Here is a 19,213-nt window from a genome sequence, read left to right on the forward strand (position 1 = left end):
AAGGCTAACGCCCCTGGGCGTTAGCCTTTTTCGAGCGAAACCAGCAAAACGTCCACGCCGCTGCTGCCGACGATGCTCTTCGCCGAGCAGGTCGCGCGCGAAAACAGGCTGTGGTTGTGATTGCCGCAAATCACCAGGTCCACGCGATGCTGTTGGCAAAAATCTTTGATGTGGTGGCTAAGCTCGCCGCTGGCAATCGTAACTTTATCGATAGGGTAATCAGCGTCTTTCGCCAGTCGTGAGAGGAAATCACGCGTTTCTTCATGCATTAAATCCCGCAGATTTTCCAGCATCGGCGCGGCAAACTGGTTGTATAGCTCCGGATCGGTGGCCAGCGTGATCAGGCTGACTTTGGCATCCAGCGGGCGCGCAATGGAGACCGCTTTATTGATAAGCACGCTGCTTTCCGGCGTTGGGGCGACGGCGACTAACAGATGAGAGTAGGACATCAGGCCTCCTTTAGATACGCGAAATAACCCTTCATACTTTCTTTACTCCCATTTTTAATATCCCGCAAGACCCGTTCATCACACATCCGCCGCACGATTCCTGGGGAGGAAAAATCACCTCTCAGTGAGCTGAGTTACTATTGCGGTCCTTGGTTTTGTTATAAAAGAAAAGCTGTTTTATAAATCGGTGATGCGTGTCCGCCAACTCTTTGTATCTTTGCCACGGTTGGGCGAGGTCTGGCAAAAATGAAAAGGTATCCCTTTTCCCATGCTTCTACTGTAGCCATATATCAACTCCCTTTTGGCTGAGCCAGAAAGTTTGTCGGAGTTCTCTAAAAAAAAGACACAGGATTTACGGCGATGAAAACACGTAAAATCGGTTTGGCTAACTATCTTGCCTATGGATCGGGCGACTTCCTCGGAGCCGGGACGACAGCGCTGACTGCGGCCTGGCTACTCTACTTCTACACCACCTTCTGCGGCCTCTCTCCTATCGAGGCGACATTGATTTTCGCTACGGCGAGAGTGCTTGACGCGGTGATAAGCCCGCTGATGGGCTTCCTGACCGATAACTTCGGGACAACGTGGCTCGGCAAGCGCTTCGGTCGGCGCAAATTCTTTATTTTGCTCGGTATTCCTTGTGTGTTCAGCTACTCCATCATGTGGGTTGGCGACATGGGATTCTGGTATTACCTGCTTACCTATCTGTTGTTCGATATTGTCTACACCATGATTCTGGTGCCCTATGAAACGCTGGTGCCGGAAATGACGGATGACTTTAAACAAAAAACGAAATTCTCCGGCGCCCGCATTTCGATGGCACAGATGTCCGCTATTCTGGCGTCATTCCTGCCAGGGATACTGCTGACCCAGTTTGGTAAGGACAATGCGGTCTCTTTTTTCTACGCAAGCCTTGTTTTCTCCGTGCTGTGTGCGCTGATGCTGACTTTTGTCTGGTTCTTCACCTGGGAACGTCCGCGAGAAGAGTGGTCGGAAGCAGCGCTGCGGGCAGAAGAAGAGAAACGCAATCTGTCTTTGGCCCAGAGCCTCAATCGCCTGTTTATTGAACTGAGTTCGACGCTGCGGATTAAGATTTTCCGCCAGCACTTAGGTATGTACCTTGGCGGCTATATTGCCCAGGACGTCTTTAATGCCGTCTTTACCTACTACGTGGTCTTCGTGCTGATGCAGGAGGCTGCAATGGCATCGAACCTGCTGGGTACGATGGCTATCTTCCAGTTTATTGCCGTCATCGCCATGATCCCGCTGTGTATTCGCTTTGGGCCTGCGCCTTCTTATCGCATGGTGGTGGTGCTGTTTGGTCTGAGCTCGCTGTCCTATGCGGTGCTCTACTATGCCGGGCTGAGCGATGTCTACTCGCTGCTGCTGTTGGTGTCGGCCGTTGCGGGCCTTGGACGTGGCGGGATCAACTATGTGCCATGGAATATCTATACCTATATCGCGGATGTGGATGAGGTTATTACCGGGCAGCGTCGCGAAGGGATTTTTGCCGGCATTATGACGCTGACGCGAAAAGCATCCCAGGCGGGGGCGATTATGCTGGTGGGGATAATTATGCAGCTCTCCGGGTTTGTCTCCGGGCAGAAGACCCAGCCTTATGAAGTGAGCCACACCATTCTGTTAATTCTGAGCGTCGGCACGCTGCTGGTGCTGGCCTGCGGTTTCCTGGTTTCTCTGCGCTTCAGACTGAATCTCGCGACACACAGCGTGCTGCGGGCCGAAACGCACAAAATGCGCCAGTCAGGTCGTGCGCAGCCGGAGCTGGCGACGGCGGAGGATCGCGCGGTAGTCGAGATGCTGGCCGGCATGCCTTACGACGCGCTGTGGGGAAACAACAATATTGGTTATCTGAACCGCAATAAGCCTGCTGCGCCATCGCTTAAGCAGGGTGCTGAAATGAAATCGACATACAACCGAGGTTAAAAATATGAAGGTTTGGCCTGTCAAACACAGCCCGTTGCTGCGTCAGCCGGAGCATTTTATTGCCCGCAGTGAACTGCAGGCGCTGATCCAAAAAGTGACTCATAACCTGGTCAATATTCGCGATGACGCGGGGACATTTCTGCTGCGCCTGGACGACGGGCGGGTTATAGATACCAAAGGGTGGGCCGGATGGGAGTGGACGCATGGCGTGGGTTTGTACGGTATTTATCAGTACTACCAGCAGACCGGAGATACGGCGATGCGCGATATTATCGACAGCTGGTTTGCCGACCGTTTCGCCGAGGGGGCGACCACCAAAAACGTTAATACCATGGCGCCATTTCTGACCCTGGCCTGGCGCTACGAAGAGACGAAGAAGCCAGAGTATCTGCCCTGGCTAGACAGCTGGGCAGAATGGGCGATGTATGAAATGCCGCGTACGGAACACGGGGGGATGCAGCACATCACGCTGGCGGAAGAGAACGCTCAGCAGATGTGGGACGATACGCTGATGATGACCGTCCTGCCGCTGGCTAAAATCGGTAAATTACTCAATCGTCCGCAGTATGTAGAGGAGGCAGTGTATCAGTTTTTACTCCACGTACAGAACCTGATGGACCGGGAAACTGGGCTGTGGTTCCACGGCTGGAGCTATGACGGTCAGCATAACTTTGCGCGGGCTCGCTGGGCGCGGGGAAATAGCTGGCTGACGATGGTGATCCCTGACTTCCTTGAACAGGTCGATTTACCCGAGCACAGTGCCGTCAGACGTTACCTGATCCAGGTGCTGAACGCGCAAATCTCCGCCCTGGCAAAATGCCAGGATGACAGCGGCCTGTGGCACACGCTGCTGGATGACCCGGACTCTTATCCTGAAGCCTCGGCGACCGCCGGTTTTGCTTACGGTATTCTGAAAGCGGTGCGCAAACGCTATGTGAACCGGGATTACGCCGGGGTGGCGGAGAAGGCAATTCGCGGAATTGTGAAAAATATCTCCCCGCAGGGTGAGCTGTTGCAGACGTCGTTTGGTACCGGAATGGGCAGCAATCTGGAGTTTTATCGCCAGATCCCGCTCACCTCAATGCCGTACGGGCAGGCGATGGCGATCCTGTGTTTGACGGAATATCTGCGCAAATACCGTTAGGCCAGAATTCTGGAACGACGGAAATCGACACCTGATGGACATCCGCCCGACCGTGTCGATACCGGGTCAATCCTTTGCAGGCCTGATAAGCACAGCGCCATCAGGCATTTCCCCGGCGGCGCTATGTCGGCCGGGGCGACGAAAACCCATAAAAAACCCGGCATTCGCCTGATGCCGGGTTCCCAGGTCCGCGATAAACCATAAAAAAATGCTGGCCACTTAAAGTGACCAGCACGAGGTATTCGCCGGTTTTTTTGCGCTTACATTCGCTCGACGGTTTCGATACCCAGCGTATCCAGACCCTGCTTCAGGGTTCTGGCGGTCAACTGCGCCAGCTTCAGGCGGCTGTTACGGGCGGCTTCACTCTCTGCGGTAAGAATCGGGCAGTGCTCGTAGAAACCAGAGAACAGGCCGGCCAGATCGTAGAGATAGGCGCACATCACGTGCGGCGTTCCTTCACGAGCTACAACGGTCAGCGTCTCTTCGAACTGCAGCAGGCGTGCGGCCAGCTGCGCTTCGCGCGCTTCGGTAATGATAACCGGGGCCGCTGCCAGCGCTTTCTCGTCAACTTCCGCTTTACGGAACACGGACAGCACACGGGTATAGGCATACTGCATATACGGCGCGGTGTTGCCTTCAAACGCCAGCATGTTATCCCAGTCAAACACGTAGTCGGTGGTCCGGTTTTTGGACAGATCGGCATATTTCACCGCGCCAATACCGACCGCATTTGCCAGTTTTTCCAGCTCATCGGCAGACATGTCCGGGTTCTTTTCGGCAACCAGGCGGCGTGCGCGGTCCAGCGCTTCATCCAGCAGGTCGGCCAGCTTCACGGTACCGCCGGCGCGGGTTTTGAACGGCTTGCCGTCTTTACCCAGCATCATGCCAAACATGTGGTGTTCCAGCGGCACGGATTCCGGCACGTAGCCCGCTTTACGGACGATAGTCCACGCCTGCATCAGGTGCTGGTGCTGACGGGAGTCGATATAGTAGAGCACACGGTCGGCGTGCAGGGTTTCGTAACGATATTTCGCACAGGCGATATCGGTAGTCGTGTAGAGGTAGCCGCCATCCTTTTTCTGGATGATGACGCCCATCGGTTCGCCTTCCTTGTTTTTGTACTCATCAAGGAACACCACGGTAGCGCCTTCGCTTTCCGTCGCCAGGCCCTTCGTTTTCAGGTCGGCAACGATGCCCGGCAGCATCGGGTTGTAGAGGCTTTCGCCCATGACATCATCACGGGTCAGGGTGACGTTAAGACGATCGTAGGTAATCTGATTTTGGGTCATGGTGATATCGACCAGCTTGCGCCACATCTCCAGGAAGTAAGCGTCGCCGCCCTGGAGTTTTACCACGTAGTTACGGGCGCGTTCGGCAAAGACTTCATCCTCGTCATAATGCTTTTTCGCATCGCGGTAGAAACCTTCAAGGTCAGACAGCGCCATTTCACCGGCGTTTTCCTGCTGCTGCTTTTCCAGCCAGGCGATCAGCATGCCGAACTGGGTGCCCCAGTCGCCAACGTGGTTCGCCCGGATCACGTTATGACCGAGGAACTCCAGCGTGCGGACGGCGGCGTCGCCGATGATGGTCGAACGCAGGTGGCCGACGTGCATCTCTTTGGCGACGTTCGGCGCCGAGTAGTCAACGACGATGGTTTGCGCCTGCGGCTGGGTGATACCCAGGCGGTCTGACGCCAGCGCGCCGTTCACGTTTTCCGCTAAAAATGCCGGGTCGAGAAAAATATTGATAAAGCCGGGTCCGGCGATTTCAACCTTGTTAGCAATGCCGCTAAGGTCGAGATGAGACAGTACCTGCTCTGCGAGTTGTCGCGGCGCCATACCCAGTTTTTTCGCTACTGCCATCACGCCGTTAGCCTGATAGTCGCCGAACTGGATTTTTGCTGACTGGCGGACCTGAGGTTCGCAATCGGCAGGGGCACCTGCTGCGATCAGGGCCTGGCTGACTTTTTCTGAGAGAAGAGCCTGAATATTCACCGGAATACCTTACGTTTAAGGCGCTGTAACCCCTGCGGGGTAGCGCCGGAATGTGGACAAATTAGGGCAGGAGTATACTGCATTTGCAGCCATGCGTCAGCACCGTGCGCGCGGCGCCGGGCGGCACGCTTAATGAATAACCACTCGATGGAGCCCGTGGAAGATTCCCGGTTGGTCGCCGCCGGGAAACACGTTAAATTACTCACCCCTTTGACGTGCATTGAGGTGCAAAATGGCAAACTGGCAGCAAATTGATGAACTCGACGATATTTCCGCGGATCTGCCGCGTTTCACCGATGCATTAAGCGGGTTCGCCACTCGACTCGGGCTGGATATCGCTCCGCTGGGGGCCGACCACATTTCCCTGCGTTGTCACCAAAATGCTACGGCGGAACGCTGGCGTCGCGGTTTAGAACAGTGTGGCACGCTGCTGTCGGAAAACACGATTAACGGTCGGCCGATCTGTCTGTTCAAACTCGATGAGCCGGTTTGCGTGGCCCACTGGCGATTCAGCGTCGTTGAGCTGCCGTGGCCGGGTGAAAAACGTTATCCGCATGAAGGGTGGGAGCACGTCGAAATTGTGCTGCCAGGCGAGCCGGAAACACTCAATGCTCGTGCGCTGGCGCTGCTTTCGGATGAGGGGTTGAGTCAGCCGGGAATATTTGTCAAAACCAGTTCGCCGAAAGGGGACCGTGAACGGCTGCCAAATCCGACTCTGGCGGTTACGGATGGCCGCGTCACGATAAAGTTCCACCCGTGGTCAATTGAGCAAATTGTCGCCAGTGAACAATCTGATGCGTAACAGTGTGAAGCGACGCGGTTTTTGAACGGATAATTCATGACATGCTGTGTTGCCCGCAGCGTGAAGGAGAGAGTAATGACGCTACTGGAAGTGTGTTGTTATAGCATGGAGTGCGCGCAAGAGGCGCAGCGCCAGGGTGCCGACCGAATTGAGCTTTGCGCCGCGCCGCGTGAAGGGGGGTTAACTCCGTCGCTGGGCGTGCTGAAAACGGTGCGCGAAACGGTGACCATTCCGGTACATCCGATTGTTCGGCCACGCGGTGGTGATTTTTGCTACACCGAAGGCGAATTCGCGGCGATGCTCGACGATGTGACGAGGGTTAAGGAGCTGGGTTTTCCCGGCGTGGTAATCGGCGTATTAGATGCGGATGGCGGGGTTGATACCGCGCGCATGAATAAAATTATGGCCGTAGCGGGTTCGCTGGCGGTGACGTTCCATCGGGCTTTTGATATGTGTGCCGACCCGTATCAGGCTTACCGCACGCTGGCTGATTGTGGCGTGGCCCGAATCCTGACATCAGGCCAACAGGCCAGCGCTGAAAAAGGACTTTCATTAATTACGGAACTTATTGCCCTGGGTGATACTCCAACCATTATGGCTGGTGCAGGTGTTCGAGCGGCCAACCTGGCGAAGTTTCTTCAGGCAGGTGTGAAAGAAGTACACAGCTCGGCCGGGCACTGGGTGCCATCGCCAATGCGCTTTCGTCATTCCGGATTGTCGATGTCCGCCGATGCCGACGCAGATGAATATTCGCGCTATGCCGTTAACGGCCTGGCGGTTGCAGAAATGAGGCAAATAATTTCTGCGCAGAGAAGTTAAACCGTTTTTTGCTGCACATCATGTCGCCCAATATGATGATTGCCCGTACCAGGCCCCTGCAATTTCAACAGGGGTCTTTTTTTCGCCTTTATTTACGCTCGGCTGACTTTTTTGCCAGCGACTGCTGGGTTTCCGGTTTGCTGGCAATAATCACTGCACGCACCGGCGCCGGGTAGCCTTCAAGCGTTTTACTGCTGTCGTTGGGGTCGAGGAAGTCAGCCAGTGACTCTGTGACCATCCAGTCTGTCCGGCGCTGCTCTTCGGTGGTCGTGGTGCAGACATCGACGATTCGCACATCGACAAAACCGCATTTCTCCAGCCACATTTTCAGCGCCGCGGCTGAAGGGATGAAGTAAACGTTACGCATCTGCGCGTAGCGATCGCCCGGCACCAGAACGCTGTTTTCATCCCCTTCAATAACCAGCGTTTCCAGCACCAGTTCACCACCGTCGACCAGCTGGTCTTTGAGCTGCCATAAATGGTCGAGCGGCGAGCGGCGATGGTACAGTACGCCCATCGAAAAAACGGTATCGAAGGCGTTAAGCGCCGGCAGTTGCTCAATACCCAACGGGAGCAGGTGGGCACGCTGATCGTTGCCCAGCAGTTTGCGCACCGCTTCAAACTGGCATAAAAACAGCTGAGTCGGGTCTATCCCGACCGCCAGGTGCGCGCCCGCGCCGATCATGCGCCACATGTGATATCCGCTGCCGCAGCCGACATCGAGAATGGTACGCCCGGTCAAATCGGAAAGGTGTGGCAAGACGCGTTCCCATTTCCAGTCAGAACGCCATTCGGTGTCGATGTTCACGCCATACAGCGAGTAGGGCCCTTTGCGCCAGGGCATCAGGTTTTTAAGCAGGTTCTCTACACGCAACCGGTGCCCTTCGCTTAACGGCGTTTCGCTTTCGGCGGTGACGCTATGCAGCAGGTCCAGACGATACGGCGCAAGTTCAGGTAAAAACTCGACGGCCCGCTCCCATTCGCGGAATTTGCCGTGCAGCGCTTCACGTTGCCAGGCTGCAACCTGGGCGGGCAGCGTCTCCAGCCAGTGGGAGAGCGGGCTGACGGCAATGCGCTGATAAAAATGACTGAAATCGATCATGCTTTTTCCTCGGACTTCACTGCCACCAGTGAACCAAAGTTAAAGCACTGGAACCACAATTCGGCATGTTCAAAACCGGCTTTACGCAGGCGTGTTTTGTGCGTTTCAACCGAATCGGTCAACATGACGTTTTCCAGCATGCTGCGTTTCTGGCTGATTTCCAGCTCGCTGTAGCCATTGGCGCGCTTAAAGTCGTGGTGCATGTTGAACAGCAGTTCGCCAACGTGGGTATCCTCAAAGCTGAACTTTTCGGACAGCACCAGTGCACCACCGGGATTCAGGCCCTGGTAAACTTTATCCAGAATGGCCTGACGCTCATCGGGGGCAAGAAACTGAATGGTAAAATTCAGCACTACCATGGAGGCGTTCTCGATAGTGATATCCCGAATATCGCCTTCTACTACCTCGACGGGGGTCGGCGCTTTGTAGGCATCGATATGGCGACGGCAGCGTTCAACCATGGCAGAAGAATTATCCACCGCCACAATTTTGCAGCCCGGGTGAGCAATGTTACGCCGGATAGAGAGCGTTGCCGCTCCGAGCGAACAGCCGAGATCGTAAACCTGAGTATCGGGCTGAACGAAGCGTTCAGCCAGCATGCCGATCATGGAAATAATATTGGAATAGCCGGGAACAGAGCGCTGGATCATATCCGGGAAGACTTCAGCAACCCGTTCATCAAAGGTCCAGTCGCCGAGACTGGCAATCGGCGCGGAAAAAAGCGTATCGCGGTGAGACATAACGTTAAACCCGAAAAAACGAAAACGGCGTATTGTGCGCTAATGTAAGGAGAAAACCAACTCCCAGGGCATATACCACAGATTCGCGAGCACCATCAGCAACAAGGCACTCCAGGTGGCGCTCATTCCCGAGCGGCGCCAGCTATAGAGCCGGTGGTGAAAACCATAGGAGTGCATCAGTCGTCCGGCAATCAGTAAAATACCGCAGACGTGTACCATCCAGTTCTGCGCGCCATTCATCTCCATAAACAGCAGCAGAATGATGCCAATGGGCACATACTCAACGGCATTGCCGTGCACGCGGATAGCAACCTGCAGCTCGCTAAACCCTCCATCACCATACCCGACGTGGTATTGCGTGCGCAGACGGACGACATCAAAAGAAAACTTAATTAGCAATAACGCACCCAACACCGCGTACAGCGCGCTGACCATACAAAAAACTCCCTTTTACTCTTTCAGATGGCTCCGATTAGCATAGCAGGATATCAGAAAAGCGCGGTCTGCTGCGGAATTGACGGTGCGGCACCGACGTCAGGGATCACCCGGCGTAGATCATCCCATAGTGTGCTGACCAGCTCCGGGGCCTGAGCGATGTCCGGGGTGTGGAGAAATAAATAGGGCGTGGTGGACTGGCACCATTTGGGCAAGGTTTGCAGCCAGACGCCAAACAGCCGGTGATTTTGTGCCATGTCGTCGCTGCCGATAAAGCGCACCAGCGGGTTACCCGCCGTAACCACGGCATGAACCGGGAGCCTGGGTTTTTTACGCTGGGCGTCGAGCATCGCCGGATTTCGCGCCACGGCGCTATGGACCGGGCGGCTGTCGAGAATGGCACGATTGACGTTGCGCTGATGCAGCCCGCGGTTGAGAGCCTGTTCGGCGTCGCCTTTGGCAAAAAACTCCGGATGCCGCACTTCGACACCATAGGTGAACTGAGCCGGCAAAGCGTCAAGAAACTGCCACAAAGCGGGCAGGTCGCCGGGGCCGAAGGTGGCGGGCAGCTGTAGCCAGTACTGGCCTGTTCTCGTCTCCAGCGGCGCCAGACGAGTAAAAAACTCGTGGCATAAGTCATCGCAATGGCGCAGTGCAGCCTGGTGCGAAATAGTGGCCGGGAATTTAAAACAGAAGCGAAAATTATCGTGGGTTTGTTCATACCAGCGGGTGACTATCTCTGCCCTTGGCAGGGCATAAAGGGTCGTGTTGCCCTCCACACAGTTAAAGTGGCGAGCATAGTCTTCAAGGCTGGTGATGCCCAGCCGCACCCATTGCGGGTGCGACCATTGCGGGAGCCCAATATAGATCATAAGGCGGCGAGAACGTCCTCAGTGCTGCGCACGCGGGCGATGCGCGGGAAAATATGCGTCATGCTGCCCTGATGCTGGTCGGCTGACGCCGCGCTGCATGCGTCTTCAACGATAACCAGATTGAAGCCCAGTTCCCAGGCATTACGCGCGGTAGACTCCACGCCGATATTGGTGGAAATGCCGCAGAGGATAACGGTCTCGATGCCGCGACGGCGGAGCTGCAGCTCAAGATCGGTGCCATAGAAGGCGCCCCACTGGCGTTTAGTCACCTCGATATCGCTCTCCTGCTTACCTAATGCCGCCGGCCAGTCCCACCAGTTTCCCGGCAGCGCGTGTGCGCCGGTCTGGGCATCAACCGGCTGCTTCAACGCTTCGGCAAAATCAGCGGACCAGCCAACGCGGACCAGGATCACCGGTGAACCCTGCTGGCGACACTTTTCAGCCAGGCGGGCGGCGCGTGCCACCACTTCATCTGCACGATGCGGCCCGCCGGCGAAAGGTAAAATACCTTCTTGCAGGTCGATGACGACGAGCGCCGTTTTTTTCGCATTGAGTTCTAACATGGTATCCCCGTATCTTCTTCAGTGGTTTGGCCGTTACAATACCGTTGCCGATCCCGCTCATGGGTAACAATTTTTGTTAATTTTTGTGAGCACAGGCAATAAGCGTACAGCAAAGCAACGTACAAACTGCATCGGGCTTATCGTGCGGCGGAAATTCTATTATAATGACCGCCTTTTTTCATTCAGTTGTGACATTCAGCTAAAGCTGCGACTCCGTCGCCTGCGAGGCAGGCAACAATCCGCCTGCGGCTAAGTTAAGGGATATCTCATGCGTACAGAATATTGCGGACAGCTCCGTCTGTCCCACGTGGGGCAGCAGGTGACTCTGTGTGGTTGGGTCAACCGTCGTCGTGATCTTGGTAGCCTTATCTTCATTGATATGCGTGACCGCGAAGGCATCGTGCAGGTGTTTTTCGATCCGGATCGTGCGGAGGCATTAAAGCTGGCTTCCGAACTGCGCAATGAGTTCTGCATCCAAATCACCGGTACCGTGCGTGCGCGCGACGAGAAAAACGTCAATAGCGAGATGGCGACCGGTGATATCGAAGTACTGGCTTCTTCGCTGACGATCATCAACCGTGCAGAAGCGCTGCCGCTTGACTCCAATCACGTCAACACCGAAGAAGCACGACTGAAATACCGCTATCTGGACCTGCGTCGTCCGGAAATGGCCCAGCGCCTGAAAACCCGTGCGAAAATCACCAGCTTCGTGCGCCGCTTTATGGACGATCACGGTTTCCTCGATATCGAAACCCCGATGCTGACTAAAGCAACCCCGGAAGGGGCGCGTGACTATCTGGTTCCGAGCCGCGTTCACAAAGGCAAATTCTACGCGCTGCCGCAATCGCCTCAGCTGTTCAAACAGCTGCTGATGATGTCCGGTTTTGACCGTTACTATCAGATAGTTAAATGCTTCCGTGACGAAGACCTGCGTGCAGACCGCCAGCCGGAATTCACCCAGATCGACGTAGAAACCTCCTTTATGACTGCGCCGCAGGTGCGTGAGGTGATGGAAGAGCTGGTTCATAAGCTGTGGCTGGACGTGAAAGGTGTTGATCTGGGCGCATTCCCGATCATGACCTTTGCTGAAGCCGAACGCCGTTACGGCTCTGATAAGCCGGACCTGCGTAACCCGATGGAGCTGGTTGATATTGCCGATCTGGTAAACGCGGTTGAATTTGCCGTCTTCTCCGGCCCGGCCAACGATGCCAAAGGGCGCGTTGCCGCTCTGCGCGTGCCTGGCGGTGCGGCGCTGACCCGCAAACAAATTGATGAGTACGGCAAATTCGTCCAGATCTATGGCGCGAAGGGCCTGGCTTACATGAAAGTCAACGAGCGTGCGAAAGGCCTCGAAGGTATCAACAGCCCGGTGGCAAAATTCCTCAACGCTGAAATCGTTGACGCTATCCTTGAGCGCACCGGTGCCCAGGATGGCGACATGATTTTCTTCGGCGCGGATACCAAAAAAGTGGTTGCCGATGCGCTGGGTGCGCTGCGTCTTAAGCTGGGTAAAGACCTGAGCCTGACCGACGAAACCAAATGGGCGCCGCTGTGGGTTATCGACTTCCCGATGTTTGAAGACGATGGTGAAGGCGGCCTGACCGCGATGCACCACCCGTTCACCTCGCCGAAAGATATGACCGCAGATGAGCTGAAAGCCGCGCCAGAAACCGCGATTGCGAACGCCTACGATATGGTGATCAACGGTTACGAAGTGGGCGGCGGTTCCGTGCGTATTCACAGCGGTGAAATGCAGCAGACGGTCTTTGGTATTCTGGGCATCAACGAACAGGAACAGCGTGAAAAATTCGGCTTCCTGCTGGATGCGCTGAAGTACGGTACGCCGCCGCACGCGGGTCTGGCTTTCGGCCTTGACCGTCTGACGATGCTGCTGACCGGTACCGATAATATCCGTGACGTTATTGCCTTCCCGAAAACGACCGCAGCGGCCTGTCTGATGACAGAAGCTCCGAGCTTTGCTAACCCGGCTTCTCTGGGTGAGTTAGGTATTCAGGTTGTGGCGAAAGAGACAAAAGAGTCTCCGGAGAATAAGTAAGATGTCATTCAAGCTTCCCGTTTCCGTTCTGGTGGTCATTTATGCCGAAGATACGAAGCGGGTGCTGATGTTGCAGCGACGCGACGATCCCGCTTTCTGGCAGTCGGTAACCGGCAGTCTGGAAGTGGGAGAGACCGCAGCGCAAGCCGCCGTGCGTGAAGTAAAGGAAGAGGTCGCGATTGATGTTGCTTGCGAGCAACTGACCTTAATGGACTGTCAGCGCACGGTGGATTTCGAGATATTTTCTCATTTACGTCATCGCTACGCGCCGGGCGTTGAGCGCAATACGGAGTTTTGGTTCTGTCTTGCGCTCCCTCATGAACGCCAGATTGTCTTTACGGAGCATCTGGATTACCGCTGGGTTAATGCGACAGAAGCCGCCGCATTAACCAAGTCGTGGAGTAACCGGCAGGCGATTGAAGAATTTGTAATTAACGCCGACTCATCTTCCCGGTGATTTGCAGGTCGAAAGGCTGCGGGAAGCAGGCATTTTTGGAGAGTTTTTTATGGCAGGTCATAGTAAATGGGCCAACACCAAACACCGCAAAGCGGCACAGGATGCCAAACGCGGTAAGATCTTTACTAAAATTATTCGTGAGCTGGTTACCGCTGCGCGTCTGGGCGGCGGCGATATCGCTTCAAACCCGCGTCTGCGTGCGGCAGTGGATAAAGCACTGTCTAACAACATGACCCGCGACACCCTGAACCGTGCTATCGCCCGTGGCGTAGGCGGCGACGATGACGCGAACATGGAAACTATCATTTACGAAGGTTACGGCCCTGGCGGCACCGCGGTCATGGTTGAATGCCTGAGCGACAACCGCAACCGTACCGTTGCCGAAGTGCGTCATGCCTTCAGCAAAACCGGCGGTAACCTCGGCACCGATGGCTCCGTGGCCTATCTGTTCAGCAAAAAAGGGGTCATCTCTTTTGAAGCTGGCGACGAAGACGTCATCATGGAAGCCGCACTGGAAGCCGGTGCTGAAGACGTGGTGACCTATGACGACGGCGCGATTGACGTCTATACCGCGTGGGAAGAGATGGGTGCCGTGCGTGATGCGCTGGAAGCGGCTGGCCTGAAGGCTGATGCGGCTGAGGTCTCCATGATTCCGTCGACCAAAGCAGATATGGATGCGGAAACCGCACCAAAACTGCTGCGTCTGATCGATATGCTGGAAGACTGCGACGACGTGCAGGAAGTTTATCATAACGGCGAGATCTCTGATGAGGTCGCAGCTACGCTGTGATCCCCGTAATTTTTCAGCCCACAGCGGCGTTGACGCTCCTCGCTAACCCCGGTCACGTAGTTAATCTACGCTCCCGGGGATTCGCAGCGCGGTTGCCTGGCTGTGAACTGAAATATTCAGGGTCTCAGAGGTTAGTTGTTACCGGAGAGGCGTGATGGCGATTATTCTCGGTATTGACCCGGGGTCACGGATTACCGGCTATGGCGTGATTCGTCAAGTCGGACGGCAGCTGAGCTACCTTGGCAGCGGCTGTATTCGGACCAAAGTCGACGATTTACCATCCCGCCTGAAGCTGATTTATGCTGGCGTGACGGAAATTATCACCCAGTTTCAGCCGGACTATTTCGCCATTGAACAGGTGTTTATGGCGAAAAACGCCGACTCAGCGCTGAAGCTGGGGCAGGCGCGAGGTGTGGCGATTGTCGCGGCAACGAATCAGGACCTGCCGGTCTTTGAGTATGCGGCAAGGCAGGTAAAGCAAACCGTTGTCGGCATCGGCAGTGCGGAAAAAAGCCAGGTCCAGCACATGGTGCGCACGCTGCTTAAGCTGCCCGCCAACCCCCAGGCGGATGCGGCGGATGCTTTGGCCATCGCCATTACCCACTGCCACGTCAGTCAGAACGCGGCTCAGATCAGCGAAACGCGGCTCAATCTGGCGCGTGGACGCTTACGATAACGTCAAATCAGGCTGGATATTCATCCAGCCTTTTTTTATGATACCGCAGATACTTTAGCCCTTAACGCAGGAGTTCCATGTGATAGGCAGACTCAGAGGCATCGTTCTCGAAAAACAACCCCCGCTTGTATTACTGGAAACGGGAGGCGTGGGCTATGAAGTACATATGCCGATGACCTGTTTTTATGAACTGCCGGATGTGGGCAACGAAGCGATCGTTTTTACCCATTTTGTCGTCCGCGAAGATGCGCAGCTTCTCTATGGTTTTAACAACAAGCAGGAGCGCACCCTGTTTAAAGAGCTGATTAAAACCAACGGTGTAGGGCCAAAGCTGGCGCTGGCTATCCTCTCTGGTATGTCGGCACAGCAGTTTGTTAACGCCGTGGAGCGTGAAGAGCTGGCTGCCCTGGTGAAACTGCCGGGGATCGGGAAGAAAACCGCAGAGCGTTTGATCGTTGAAATGAAAGACAGGTTCAAAGGCCTGCACGGCGACCTGTTTACACCGGCGGCGGATCTGGTGCTGACTTCACCAGCCGGCCCGTCTGACGATGATGCCGAGCAGGAAGCGGTTGCCGCGCTGGTGGCGCTGGGCTATAAACCTCAGGAGGCCAGCCGGATGGTGAGTAAAATCGCTCGCCCGGACGCCAACAGTGAAATGCTAATTCGCGAAGCGCTCCGCGCTGCGTTGTGAGGTAAGGGATGATTGAAGCAGACAGGCTGGTATCGGCAGACAGCGCCGGGTTTGAAGAGACGGCCGACCGCGCAATCCGCCCTAAATTACTGGCAGAGTATGTCGGTCAGCCGCAGGTGCGTTCGCAAATGGAGATTTTTATCCAGGCGGCGAAGCTGCGCGGGGATGCGCTCGATCACCTGCTGATCTTTGGCCCGCCGGGATTGGGGAAAACCACGCTGGCAAATATTGTCGCCAATGAAATGGGCGTCAACCTGCGTACCACCTCAGGTCCGGTACTGGAGAAGGCGGGTGACCTGGCCGCCATGCTGACCAATCTCGAACCCCATGACGTGCTGTTTATCGATGAAATACACCGTCTTTCACCGGTGGTGGAAGAGGTACTGTATCCGGCGATGGAAGACTATCAGCTGGATATTATGATCGGCGAAGGGCCAGCGGCGCGTTCGATCAAAATCGATCTACCGCCGTTTACCCTGATTGGCGCCACGACGCGGGCAGGGTCGTTAACCTCGCCGCTGCGTGACCGCTTTGGCATAGTCCAGCGGCTGGAGTTTTATCAGGTCGCTGACCTGCAGCATATTGTCAGCCGCAGCGCCCGCTATATGGGGCTGGAAATGAGCGAAGACGGGGCGTTGGAAGTGGCGCGTCGCGCGCGCGGTACGCCGCGTATCGCCAACCGCCTGCTGCGTCGTGTTCGCGATTTTGCCGAGGTGCGCCACGATGGTAGCATCTCGCTGGAAATTGCCGCTCAGGCGCTGGATATGCTGAACGTTGACGCCGAAGGGTTTGATTATATGGACCGGAAACTGCTGCTGGCGGTAATCGATAAGTTCTTCGGCGGCCCCGTGGGGCTGGATAACCTGGCAGCGGCGATTGGTGAAGAGCGGGAAACCATCGAAGACGTTCTGGAGCCGTATCTGATTCAGCAAGGCTTTCTACAGCGCACGCCGCGAGGTCGTATGGCGACGGTACGTGCGTGGAATCACTTTGGCATCACGCCGCCGGCAATGCCCTAATCCTCATCCCGTCAGGCCAGATCCGGTGTGGTCTGGCCTGGTGTCATACCCCGGCGCGCATTGCGTGACCGGGGAAAACGCCACTCAGGATGCGGGTTTTTTCATCATGCTGAAGATAAACAGCACGGCGGCGCACAGTACTACGGACGGGCCGGCGGGCGTATCGTAAAACGCCGAAAAGGTTAGCCCCCCGGTCACCGCCACGATTCCCACCCCAACGGCAACAGCGGCCATTTGCTCCGGCGTACGGGCAAAGCGGCGGGCCGTCGCGGCAGGAATGATCAGCAGCGAGGTAATAATCAACGCCCCGACGAACTTCATGGCAACGCCAATGGTCAGCGCGGTGACCAGCATCAGCAGCAGTTTCACCCGCTGCAGCTTCACGCCATCGACAAACGCGAGGTCAGGGCTGATCGTCATCGACAGCAGGTTGCGCCACTGCGAAAGCAGAATGGCCAGCACGATAACCACGCCGATGGCGATAGAGATCAAATCTTCCGGCGTCACCGCCAGCAAATCGCCAAACAAATAGGCCATCAGGTCGACGCGAATATTCGACATCAGGCTGACCACCACCAGGCCAAGCGACAGCGCGCTGTGCGCCATAATCCCCAGTAAAGTATCCAGCGCCAGATGCGGACGTTTTTCGAGCCACACCAGACCGCCAGCCAGCATTAAGGTCACGGCGATCACCGCATAAAACGGATTCACGTTAAGAAGCAGGCCGAAGGCAACGCCAAGTAAAGAAGCGTGGGCCAGGGTATCGCCGAAATAAGACATGCGGCGCCAGACGACAAATGACCCTAGCGGGCCAGCCGCGCAGGCAAGCATAATCCCGGCCAGCCAGCCGGGTAACAGAAGTTCAATCATCAGCGCTCATTTCCCCGACGCAGTACAATCCGCCCCTGCAGGTCATGGCGGTGATTATGATGGTGGCGATAAATACCCAGCTGTTCCGCACCGCGCTGGCCAAACATCGAGATAAACTGCGGATGCATGGAGACCACTTCTGGCGTGCCGGAGCAGCAGATATGCTGGTTCAGGCACAGCACCTCATCGGTTTTTGCCATCACCAGGTGCAGGTCGTGGGAGACCATCAGCACCGAGCAATCAAGCTCCTGGCGCAGCTGGTTTATCAGATCGTACAGGGCAACCTGCCCGTTCACGTCGACGCCTTGCGTAGGTTCGTCAAGCACCAGCAGCTGTGGCTGATTCAGCAGGGCGCGGGCTAACAGCACTCGCTGAGTCTCGCCGCCGGAGAGTTTTTGCATCGGTGCTTCTATCAGGTGCCCGGCCTGGACACGTTTCAGCGCCGGCAGGATATCCTGCCGGTGGGTGCCGGGGCGCAGGCGCAGGAATCGGCTGACGGTCAGCGGCATCGTGGCATCAAGATGTAATTTTTGCGGGACATAGCCAATCCGCAGATTATTCTCACGCTTGATAACACCATCAGTGGGTGCCAGCAGTCCAAGAACCACCCGCACAAGCGTCGATTTTCCCGCACCATTGGGGCCGAGTAAGGTCAAAATTTTGCCGGGCTTTAGCGTCAGCGAAATGTCAGACAGTACGCGTCGTTGGCCGAAGGCGACCGAGACGTTTTCCAGAGTTACAAGATTTGTCATGTCAAATTAGGGGTTGCACAAGCCAGTGAATGTTATAATATCACATCTTTCTCATTCATTACGATGATTAGACGCATTATGTTACATAAAAATACGCTTCTTTGCGCTGGACTTGGCGCCGTTTTTTTGTTCACTCAGACGTCTACGGCGAATGCCGCCGTGGTTACCTCAATGAAACCCTTAGGCTTTATCGCTTCCGCTATCGCTGATGGGGTGACAGACACCCAGGTTCTGCTGCCTGACGGCGCCTCGGAGCATGATTACTCATTACGTCCTTCTGATGTAAAACGCTTACAGAACGCAGACTTAGTGGTCTGGATTGGTCCAGAGATGGAAGCATTTATGGACAAGTCAACGCAAAGCATTGCGTCGAATAAAAAGGTGACCATTGCTGAGCTGGACGGCGTGAAACCGTTGCTCATGAAAGGGGCGGACGATGACGATGACGAACATGGCCACGAACACGCCGCAGGTGAAAATAGTGACGGCGATCACCATCACGGTGTTTACAATATGCATCTGTGGTTATCCCCAGAGATAGCGCGGCTTTCAGCGGTTGCAATCCACGATAAATTATTGGAACTTATGCCGCAGAGTCGAGCCAAACTTGACGCTAACCTGAAAGAATTTGAGGCAAAATTAGCCTCAACGGATAAGCAGGTGAGTAACGAGCTCGCACCGCTGAAAGGTAAAGGGTACTTCGTTTTTCATGATGCCTATGGCTACTTTGAAAAACACTACGGTCTGACCTCTTTGGGTCATTTTACCGTTAACCCTGAAATACAGCCTGGTGCGCAGCGTTTACACGAAATCAGAACACAGCTGGTTGAGCAAAAAGCGACTTGCGTTTTTGCTGAGCCACAGTTCAGGCCAGCCGTTATAGAAGCTGTTGCCAGAGGCACCTCTGTGCGCATGGGGACTCTGGACCCGCTTGGCATTGGAATTAAGCTGGGTAAAGAAAGTTACCCGCAGTTCCTTGACCAACTGGCGAAACAGTATTCGAGCTGCCTGAAAGGAGATTAACGAGGAAGTGAATAC

The 19,213-nt window shown here is 55.5% G+C and carries 21 protein-coding genes; 11 read left to right on the top strand and 10 right to left on the bottom strand.

Annotated features, from left to right (window positions below; translation table 11 throughout):
• Nucleotides 1-20 precede the first annotated feature (20 nt).
• Both uspC and ACMYSK_RS03055 read right to left on the bottom strand, forming a co-directional pair.
• On the bottom strand, nt 21-449 hold the full coding sequence (gene uspC / locus ACMYSK_RS03050; RefSeq protein ID WP_434640118.1) for a universal stress protein UspC: 429 nt from the start codon (nt 447-449) through the stop codon (nt 21-23).
• A gap of 158 nt (nt 450-607) precedes the next feature.
• The gene (locus ACMYSK_RS03055) at nt 608-736 is read right to left on the bottom strand and encodes a hypothetical protein (protein WP_434640120.1); all 129 of its coding nucleotides are present in this window, start codon (nt 734-736) and stop codon (nt 608-610) included.
• A 73-nt stretch (nt 737-809) separates the two neighbouring features.
• Here ACMYSK_RS03055 and ACMYSK_RS03060 point away from each other — a divergent pair, with 73 nt between their 5' ends.
• Together ACMYSK_RS03060 and ACMYSK_RS03065 are read left to right on the top strand one after the other, a co-directional pair.
• Nucleotides 810-2,393, top strand: coding sequence for an MFS transporter (locus ACMYSK_RS03060; RefSeq protein ID WP_434640122.1), 1,584 nt, complete (start codon nt 810-812; stop codon nt 2,391-2,393).
• Between the two features lie 4 nt (nt 2,394-2,397).
• Nucleotides 2,398-3,537 carry a glycoside hydrolase family 88/105 protein gene (locus ACMYSK_RS03065; RefSeq protein ID WP_434640124.1) on the top strand — a complete coding sequence of 380 codons (1,140 nt, stop codon included), beginning with the start codon at nt 2,398-2,400 and terminating at the stop codon, nt 3,535-3,537.
• A 260-nt stretch (nt 3,538-3,797) separates the two neighbouring features.
• Here the strand turns inward: ACMYSK_RS03065 and argS are convergent, their stop codons facing one another.
• Entirely contained in the window at nt 3,798-5,531 is a 1,734-nt protein-coding gene (argS, locus tag ACMYSK_RS03070; protein ID WP_434640126.1) for an arginine--tRNA ligase, read from the bottom strand.
• Between the two features lie 232 nt (nt 5,532-5,763).
• Here argS and ACMYSK_RS03075 point away from each other — a divergent pair, with 232 nt between their 5' ends.
• Both ACMYSK_RS03075 and cutC read left to right on the top strand, forming a co-directional pair.
• The gene (locus tag ACMYSK_RS03075) at nt 5,764-6,333 is read left to right on the top strand and encodes a VOC family protein (protein WP_434640128.1); all 570 of its coding nucleotides are present in this window, start codon (nt 5,764-5,766) and stop codon (nt 6,331-6,333) included.
• A gap of 75 nt (nt 6,334-6,408) precedes the next feature.
• Nucleotides 6,409-7,152, top strand: a complete 744-nt coding sequence (gene cutC / locus ACMYSK_RS03080; RefSeq protein ID WP_434640129.1) for a copper homeostasis protein CutC — start codon at nt 6,409-6,411, stop codon at nt 7,150-7,152.
• A gap of 88 nt (nt 7,153-7,240) precedes the next feature.
• Here cutC and cmoB read toward each other — a convergent pair whose 3' ends face one another.
• From cmoB to ACMYSK_RS03105, 5 genes are read right to left on the bottom strand one after another with little or no spacing between them, the layout of a single operon-like run.
• Nucleotides 7,241-8,254, bottom strand: coding sequence for a tRNA 5-methoxyuridine(34)/uridine 5-oxyacetic acid(34) synthase CmoB (gene cmoB, locus ACMYSK_RS03085; protein WP_434640131.1), 1,014 nt, complete (start codon nt 8,252-8,254; stop codon nt 7,241-7,243).
• Entirely contained in the window at nt 8,251-8,994 is a 744-nt protein-coding gene (gene cmoA, locus ACMYSK_RS03090; RefSeq protein ID WP_434640133.1) for a carboxy-S-adenosyl-L-methionine synthase CmoA, read from the bottom strand. The genes cmoB and cmoA overlap by 4 nt, the downstream gene beginning before the upstream one ends.
• 39 nt (nt 8,995-9,033) lie before the next feature.
• Nucleotides 9,034-9,429 carry an MAPEG family protein gene (locus tag ACMYSK_RS03095; RefSeq protein ID WP_434640134.1) on the bottom strand — a complete coding sequence of 132 codons (396 nt, stop codon included), beginning with the start codon at nt 9,427-9,429 and terminating at the stop codon, nt 9,034-9,036.
• A 53-nt stretch (nt 9,430-9,482) separates the two neighbouring features.
• Entirely contained in the window at nt 9,483-10,301 is an 819-nt protein-coding gene (locus ACMYSK_RS03100) for a DUF72 domain-containing protein (RefSeq protein ID WP_434640136.1), read from the bottom strand.
• Nucleotides 10,298-10,864: a hydrolase gene (locus ACMYSK_RS03105; RefSeq protein ID WP_434640137.1), complete on the bottom strand. Its 567-nt coding sequence runs from the start codon at nt 10,862-10,864 to the stop codon at nt 10,298-10,300. The genes ACMYSK_RS03100 and ACMYSK_RS03105 overlap by 4 nt, the downstream gene beginning before the upstream one ends.
• A gap of 268 nt (nt 10,865-11,132) precedes the next feature.
• Between ACMYSK_RS03105 and aspS the strand changes: the two genes are divergently transcribed.
• From aspS to ruvB, 6 genes are all read left to right on the top strand, one after another.
• Nucleotides 11,133-12,920, top strand: a complete 1,788-nt coding sequence (gene aspS, locus ACMYSK_RS03110) for an aspartate--tRNA ligase (RefSeq protein ID WP_434640139.1) — start codon at nt 11,133-11,135, stop codon at nt 12,918-12,920.
• A gap of 1 nt (nt 12,921) precedes the next feature.
• Nucleotides 12,922-13,377 carry a dihydroneopterin triphosphate diphosphatase gene (gene nudB / locus ACMYSK_RS03115; protein WP_434640140.1) on the top strand — a complete coding sequence of 152 codons (456 nt, stop codon included), beginning with the start codon at nt 12,922-12,924 and terminating at the stop codon, nt 13,375-13,377.
• Between the two features lie 49 nt (nt 13,378-13,426).
• On the top strand, nt 13,427-14,167 hold the full coding sequence (locus ACMYSK_RS03120; protein WP_434640142.1) for a YebC/PmpR family DNA-binding transcriptional regulator: 741 nt from the start codon (nt 13,427-13,429) through the stop codon (nt 14,165-14,167).
• A gap of 154 nt (nt 14,168-14,321) precedes the next feature.
• Nucleotides 14,322-14,843: a crossover junction endodeoxyribonuclease RuvC gene (gene ruvC, locus ACMYSK_RS03125; RefSeq protein ID WP_004864044.1), complete on the top strand. Its 522-nt coding sequence runs from the start codon at nt 14,322-14,324 to the stop codon at nt 14,841-14,843.
• Between the two features lie 79 nt (nt 14,844-14,922).
• On the top strand, nt 14,923-15,534 hold the full coding sequence (ruvA, locus tag ACMYSK_RS03130; protein WP_434640144.1) for a Holliday junction branch migration protein RuvA: 612 nt from the start codon (nt 14,923-14,925) through the stop codon (nt 15,532-15,534).
• A gap of 8 nt (nt 15,535-15,542) precedes the next feature.
• Complete coding sequence (gene ruvB, locus ACMYSK_RS03135) at nt 15,543-16,553, top strand: Holliday junction branch migration DNA helicase RuvB (RefSeq protein ID WP_434640146.1); 1,011 nt, start codon at nt 15,543-15,545, stop codon at nt 16,551-16,553.
• An 84-nt stretch (nt 16,554-16,637) separates the two neighbouring features.
• Here the strand turns inward: ruvB and znuB are convergent, their stop codons facing one another.
• Complete coding sequence (znuB, locus tag ACMYSK_RS03140) at nt 16,638-17,423, bottom strand: zinc ABC transporter permease subunit ZnuB (protein WP_434640148.1); 786 nt, start codon at nt 17,421-17,423, stop codon at nt 16,638-16,640.
• The gene (gene znuC / locus ACMYSK_RS03145; protein ID WP_434640150.1) at nt 17,423-18,175 is read right to left on the bottom strand and encodes a zinc ABC transporter ATP-binding protein ZnuC; all 753 of its coding nucleotides are present in this window, start codon (nt 18,173-18,175) and stop codon (nt 17,423-17,425) included. Before znuC ends, znuB begins: the two co-directional genes overlap by 1 nt.
• A 78-nt stretch (nt 18,176-18,253) precedes the next feature.
• Between znuC and znuA the strand changes: the two genes are divergently transcribed.
• On the top strand, nt 18,254-19,198 hold the full coding sequence (gene znuA, locus ACMYSK_RS03150; protein ID WP_434640152.1) for a zinc ABC transporter substrate-binding protein ZnuA: 945 nt from the start codon (nt 18,254-18,256) through the stop codon (nt 19,196-19,198).
• Nucleotides 19,199-19,213 lie beyond the last annotated feature (15 nt).

Source organism: Klebsiella sp. I138, from assembly GCF_051131765.1.
Lineage (GTDB): Bacteria > Pseudomonadota > Gammaproteobacteria > Enterobacterales > Enterobacteriaceae > Klebsiella.

Excerpts from the sequence above, each read along its gene's own strand:
- ruvB (WP_434640146.1), top strand. The coding sequence starts at position 15,543 with ATGATTGAAGCAGACAGGCTGGTATCGGCAGACAGCGCCGGGTTTGAA.
- cmoB (WP_434640131.1), bottom strand. The coding sequence starts at position 8,254 with ATGATCGATTTCAGTCATTTTTATCAGCGCATTGCCGTCAGCCCGCTC.
- ACMYSK_RS03120 (WP_434640142.1), top strand. The coding sequence starts at position 13,427 with ATGGCAGGTCATAGTAAATGGGCCAACACCAAACACCGCAAAGCGGCA.
- cmoA (WP_434640133.1), bottom strand. The coding sequence starts at position 8,994 with ATGTCTCACCGCGATACGCTTTTTTCCGCGCCGATTGCCAGTCTCGGC.
- ACMYSK_RS03095 (WP_434640134.1), bottom strand. The coding sequence starts at position 9,429 with ATGGTCAGCGCGCTGTACGCGGTGTTGGGTGCGTTATTGCTAATTAAG.
- cutC (WP_434640129.1), top strand. The coding sequence starts at position 6,409 with ATGACGCTACTGGAAGTGTGTTGTTATAGCATGGAGTGCGCGCAAGAG.
- ACMYSK_RS03065 (WP_434640124.1), top strand. The coding sequence starts at position 2,398 with ATGAAGGTTTGGCCTGTCAAACACAGCCCGTTGCTGCGTCAGCCGGAG.
- uspC (WP_434640118.1), bottom strand. The coding sequence starts at position 449 with ATGTCCTACTCTCATCTGTTAGTCGCCGTCGCCCCAACGCCGGAAAGC.
- znuA (WP_434640152.1), top strand. The coding sequence starts at position 18,254 with ATGTTACATAAAAATACGCTTCTTTGCGCTGGACTTGGCGCCGTTTTT.
- aspS (WP_434640139.1), top strand. The coding sequence starts at position 11,133 with ATGCGTACAGAATATTGCGGACAGCTCCGTCTGTCCCACGTGGGGCAG.
- ruvC (WP_004864044.1), top strand. The coding sequence starts at position 14,322 with ATGGCGATTATTCTCGGTATTGACCCGGGGTCACGGATTACCGGCTAT.
- ACMYSK_RS03100 (WP_434640136.1), bottom strand. The coding sequence starts at position 10,301 with ATGATCTATATTGGGCTCCCGCAATGGTCGCACCCGCAATGGGTGCGG.
- ACMYSK_RS03075 (WP_434640128.1), top strand. The coding sequence starts at position 5,764 with ATGGCAAACTGGCAGCAAATTGATGAACTCGACGATATTTCCGCGGAT.
- nudB (WP_434640140.1), top strand. The coding sequence starts at position 12,922 with ATGTCATTCAAGCTTCCCGTTTCCGTTCTGGTGGTCATTTATGCCGAA.
- ACMYSK_RS03105 (WP_434640137.1), bottom strand. The coding sequence starts at position 10,864 with ATGTTAGAACTCAATGCGAAAAAAACGGCGCTCGTCGTCATCGACCTG.
- znuC (WP_434640150.1), bottom strand. The coding sequence starts at position 18,175 with ATGACAAATCTTGTAACTCTGGAAAACGTCTCGGTCGCCTTCGGCCAA.
- ACMYSK_RS03060 (WP_434640122.1), top strand. The coding sequence starts at position 810 with ATGAAAACACGTAAAATCGGTTTGGCTAACTATCTTGCCTATGGATCG.
- ACMYSK_RS03055 (WP_434640120.1), bottom strand. The coding sequence starts at position 736 with ATGGCTACAGTAGAAGCATGGGAAAAGGGATACCTTTTCATTTTTGCC.
- znuB (WP_434640148.1), bottom strand. The coding sequence starts at position 17,423 with ATGATTGAACTTCTGTTACCCGGCTGGCTGGCCGGGATTATGCTTGCC.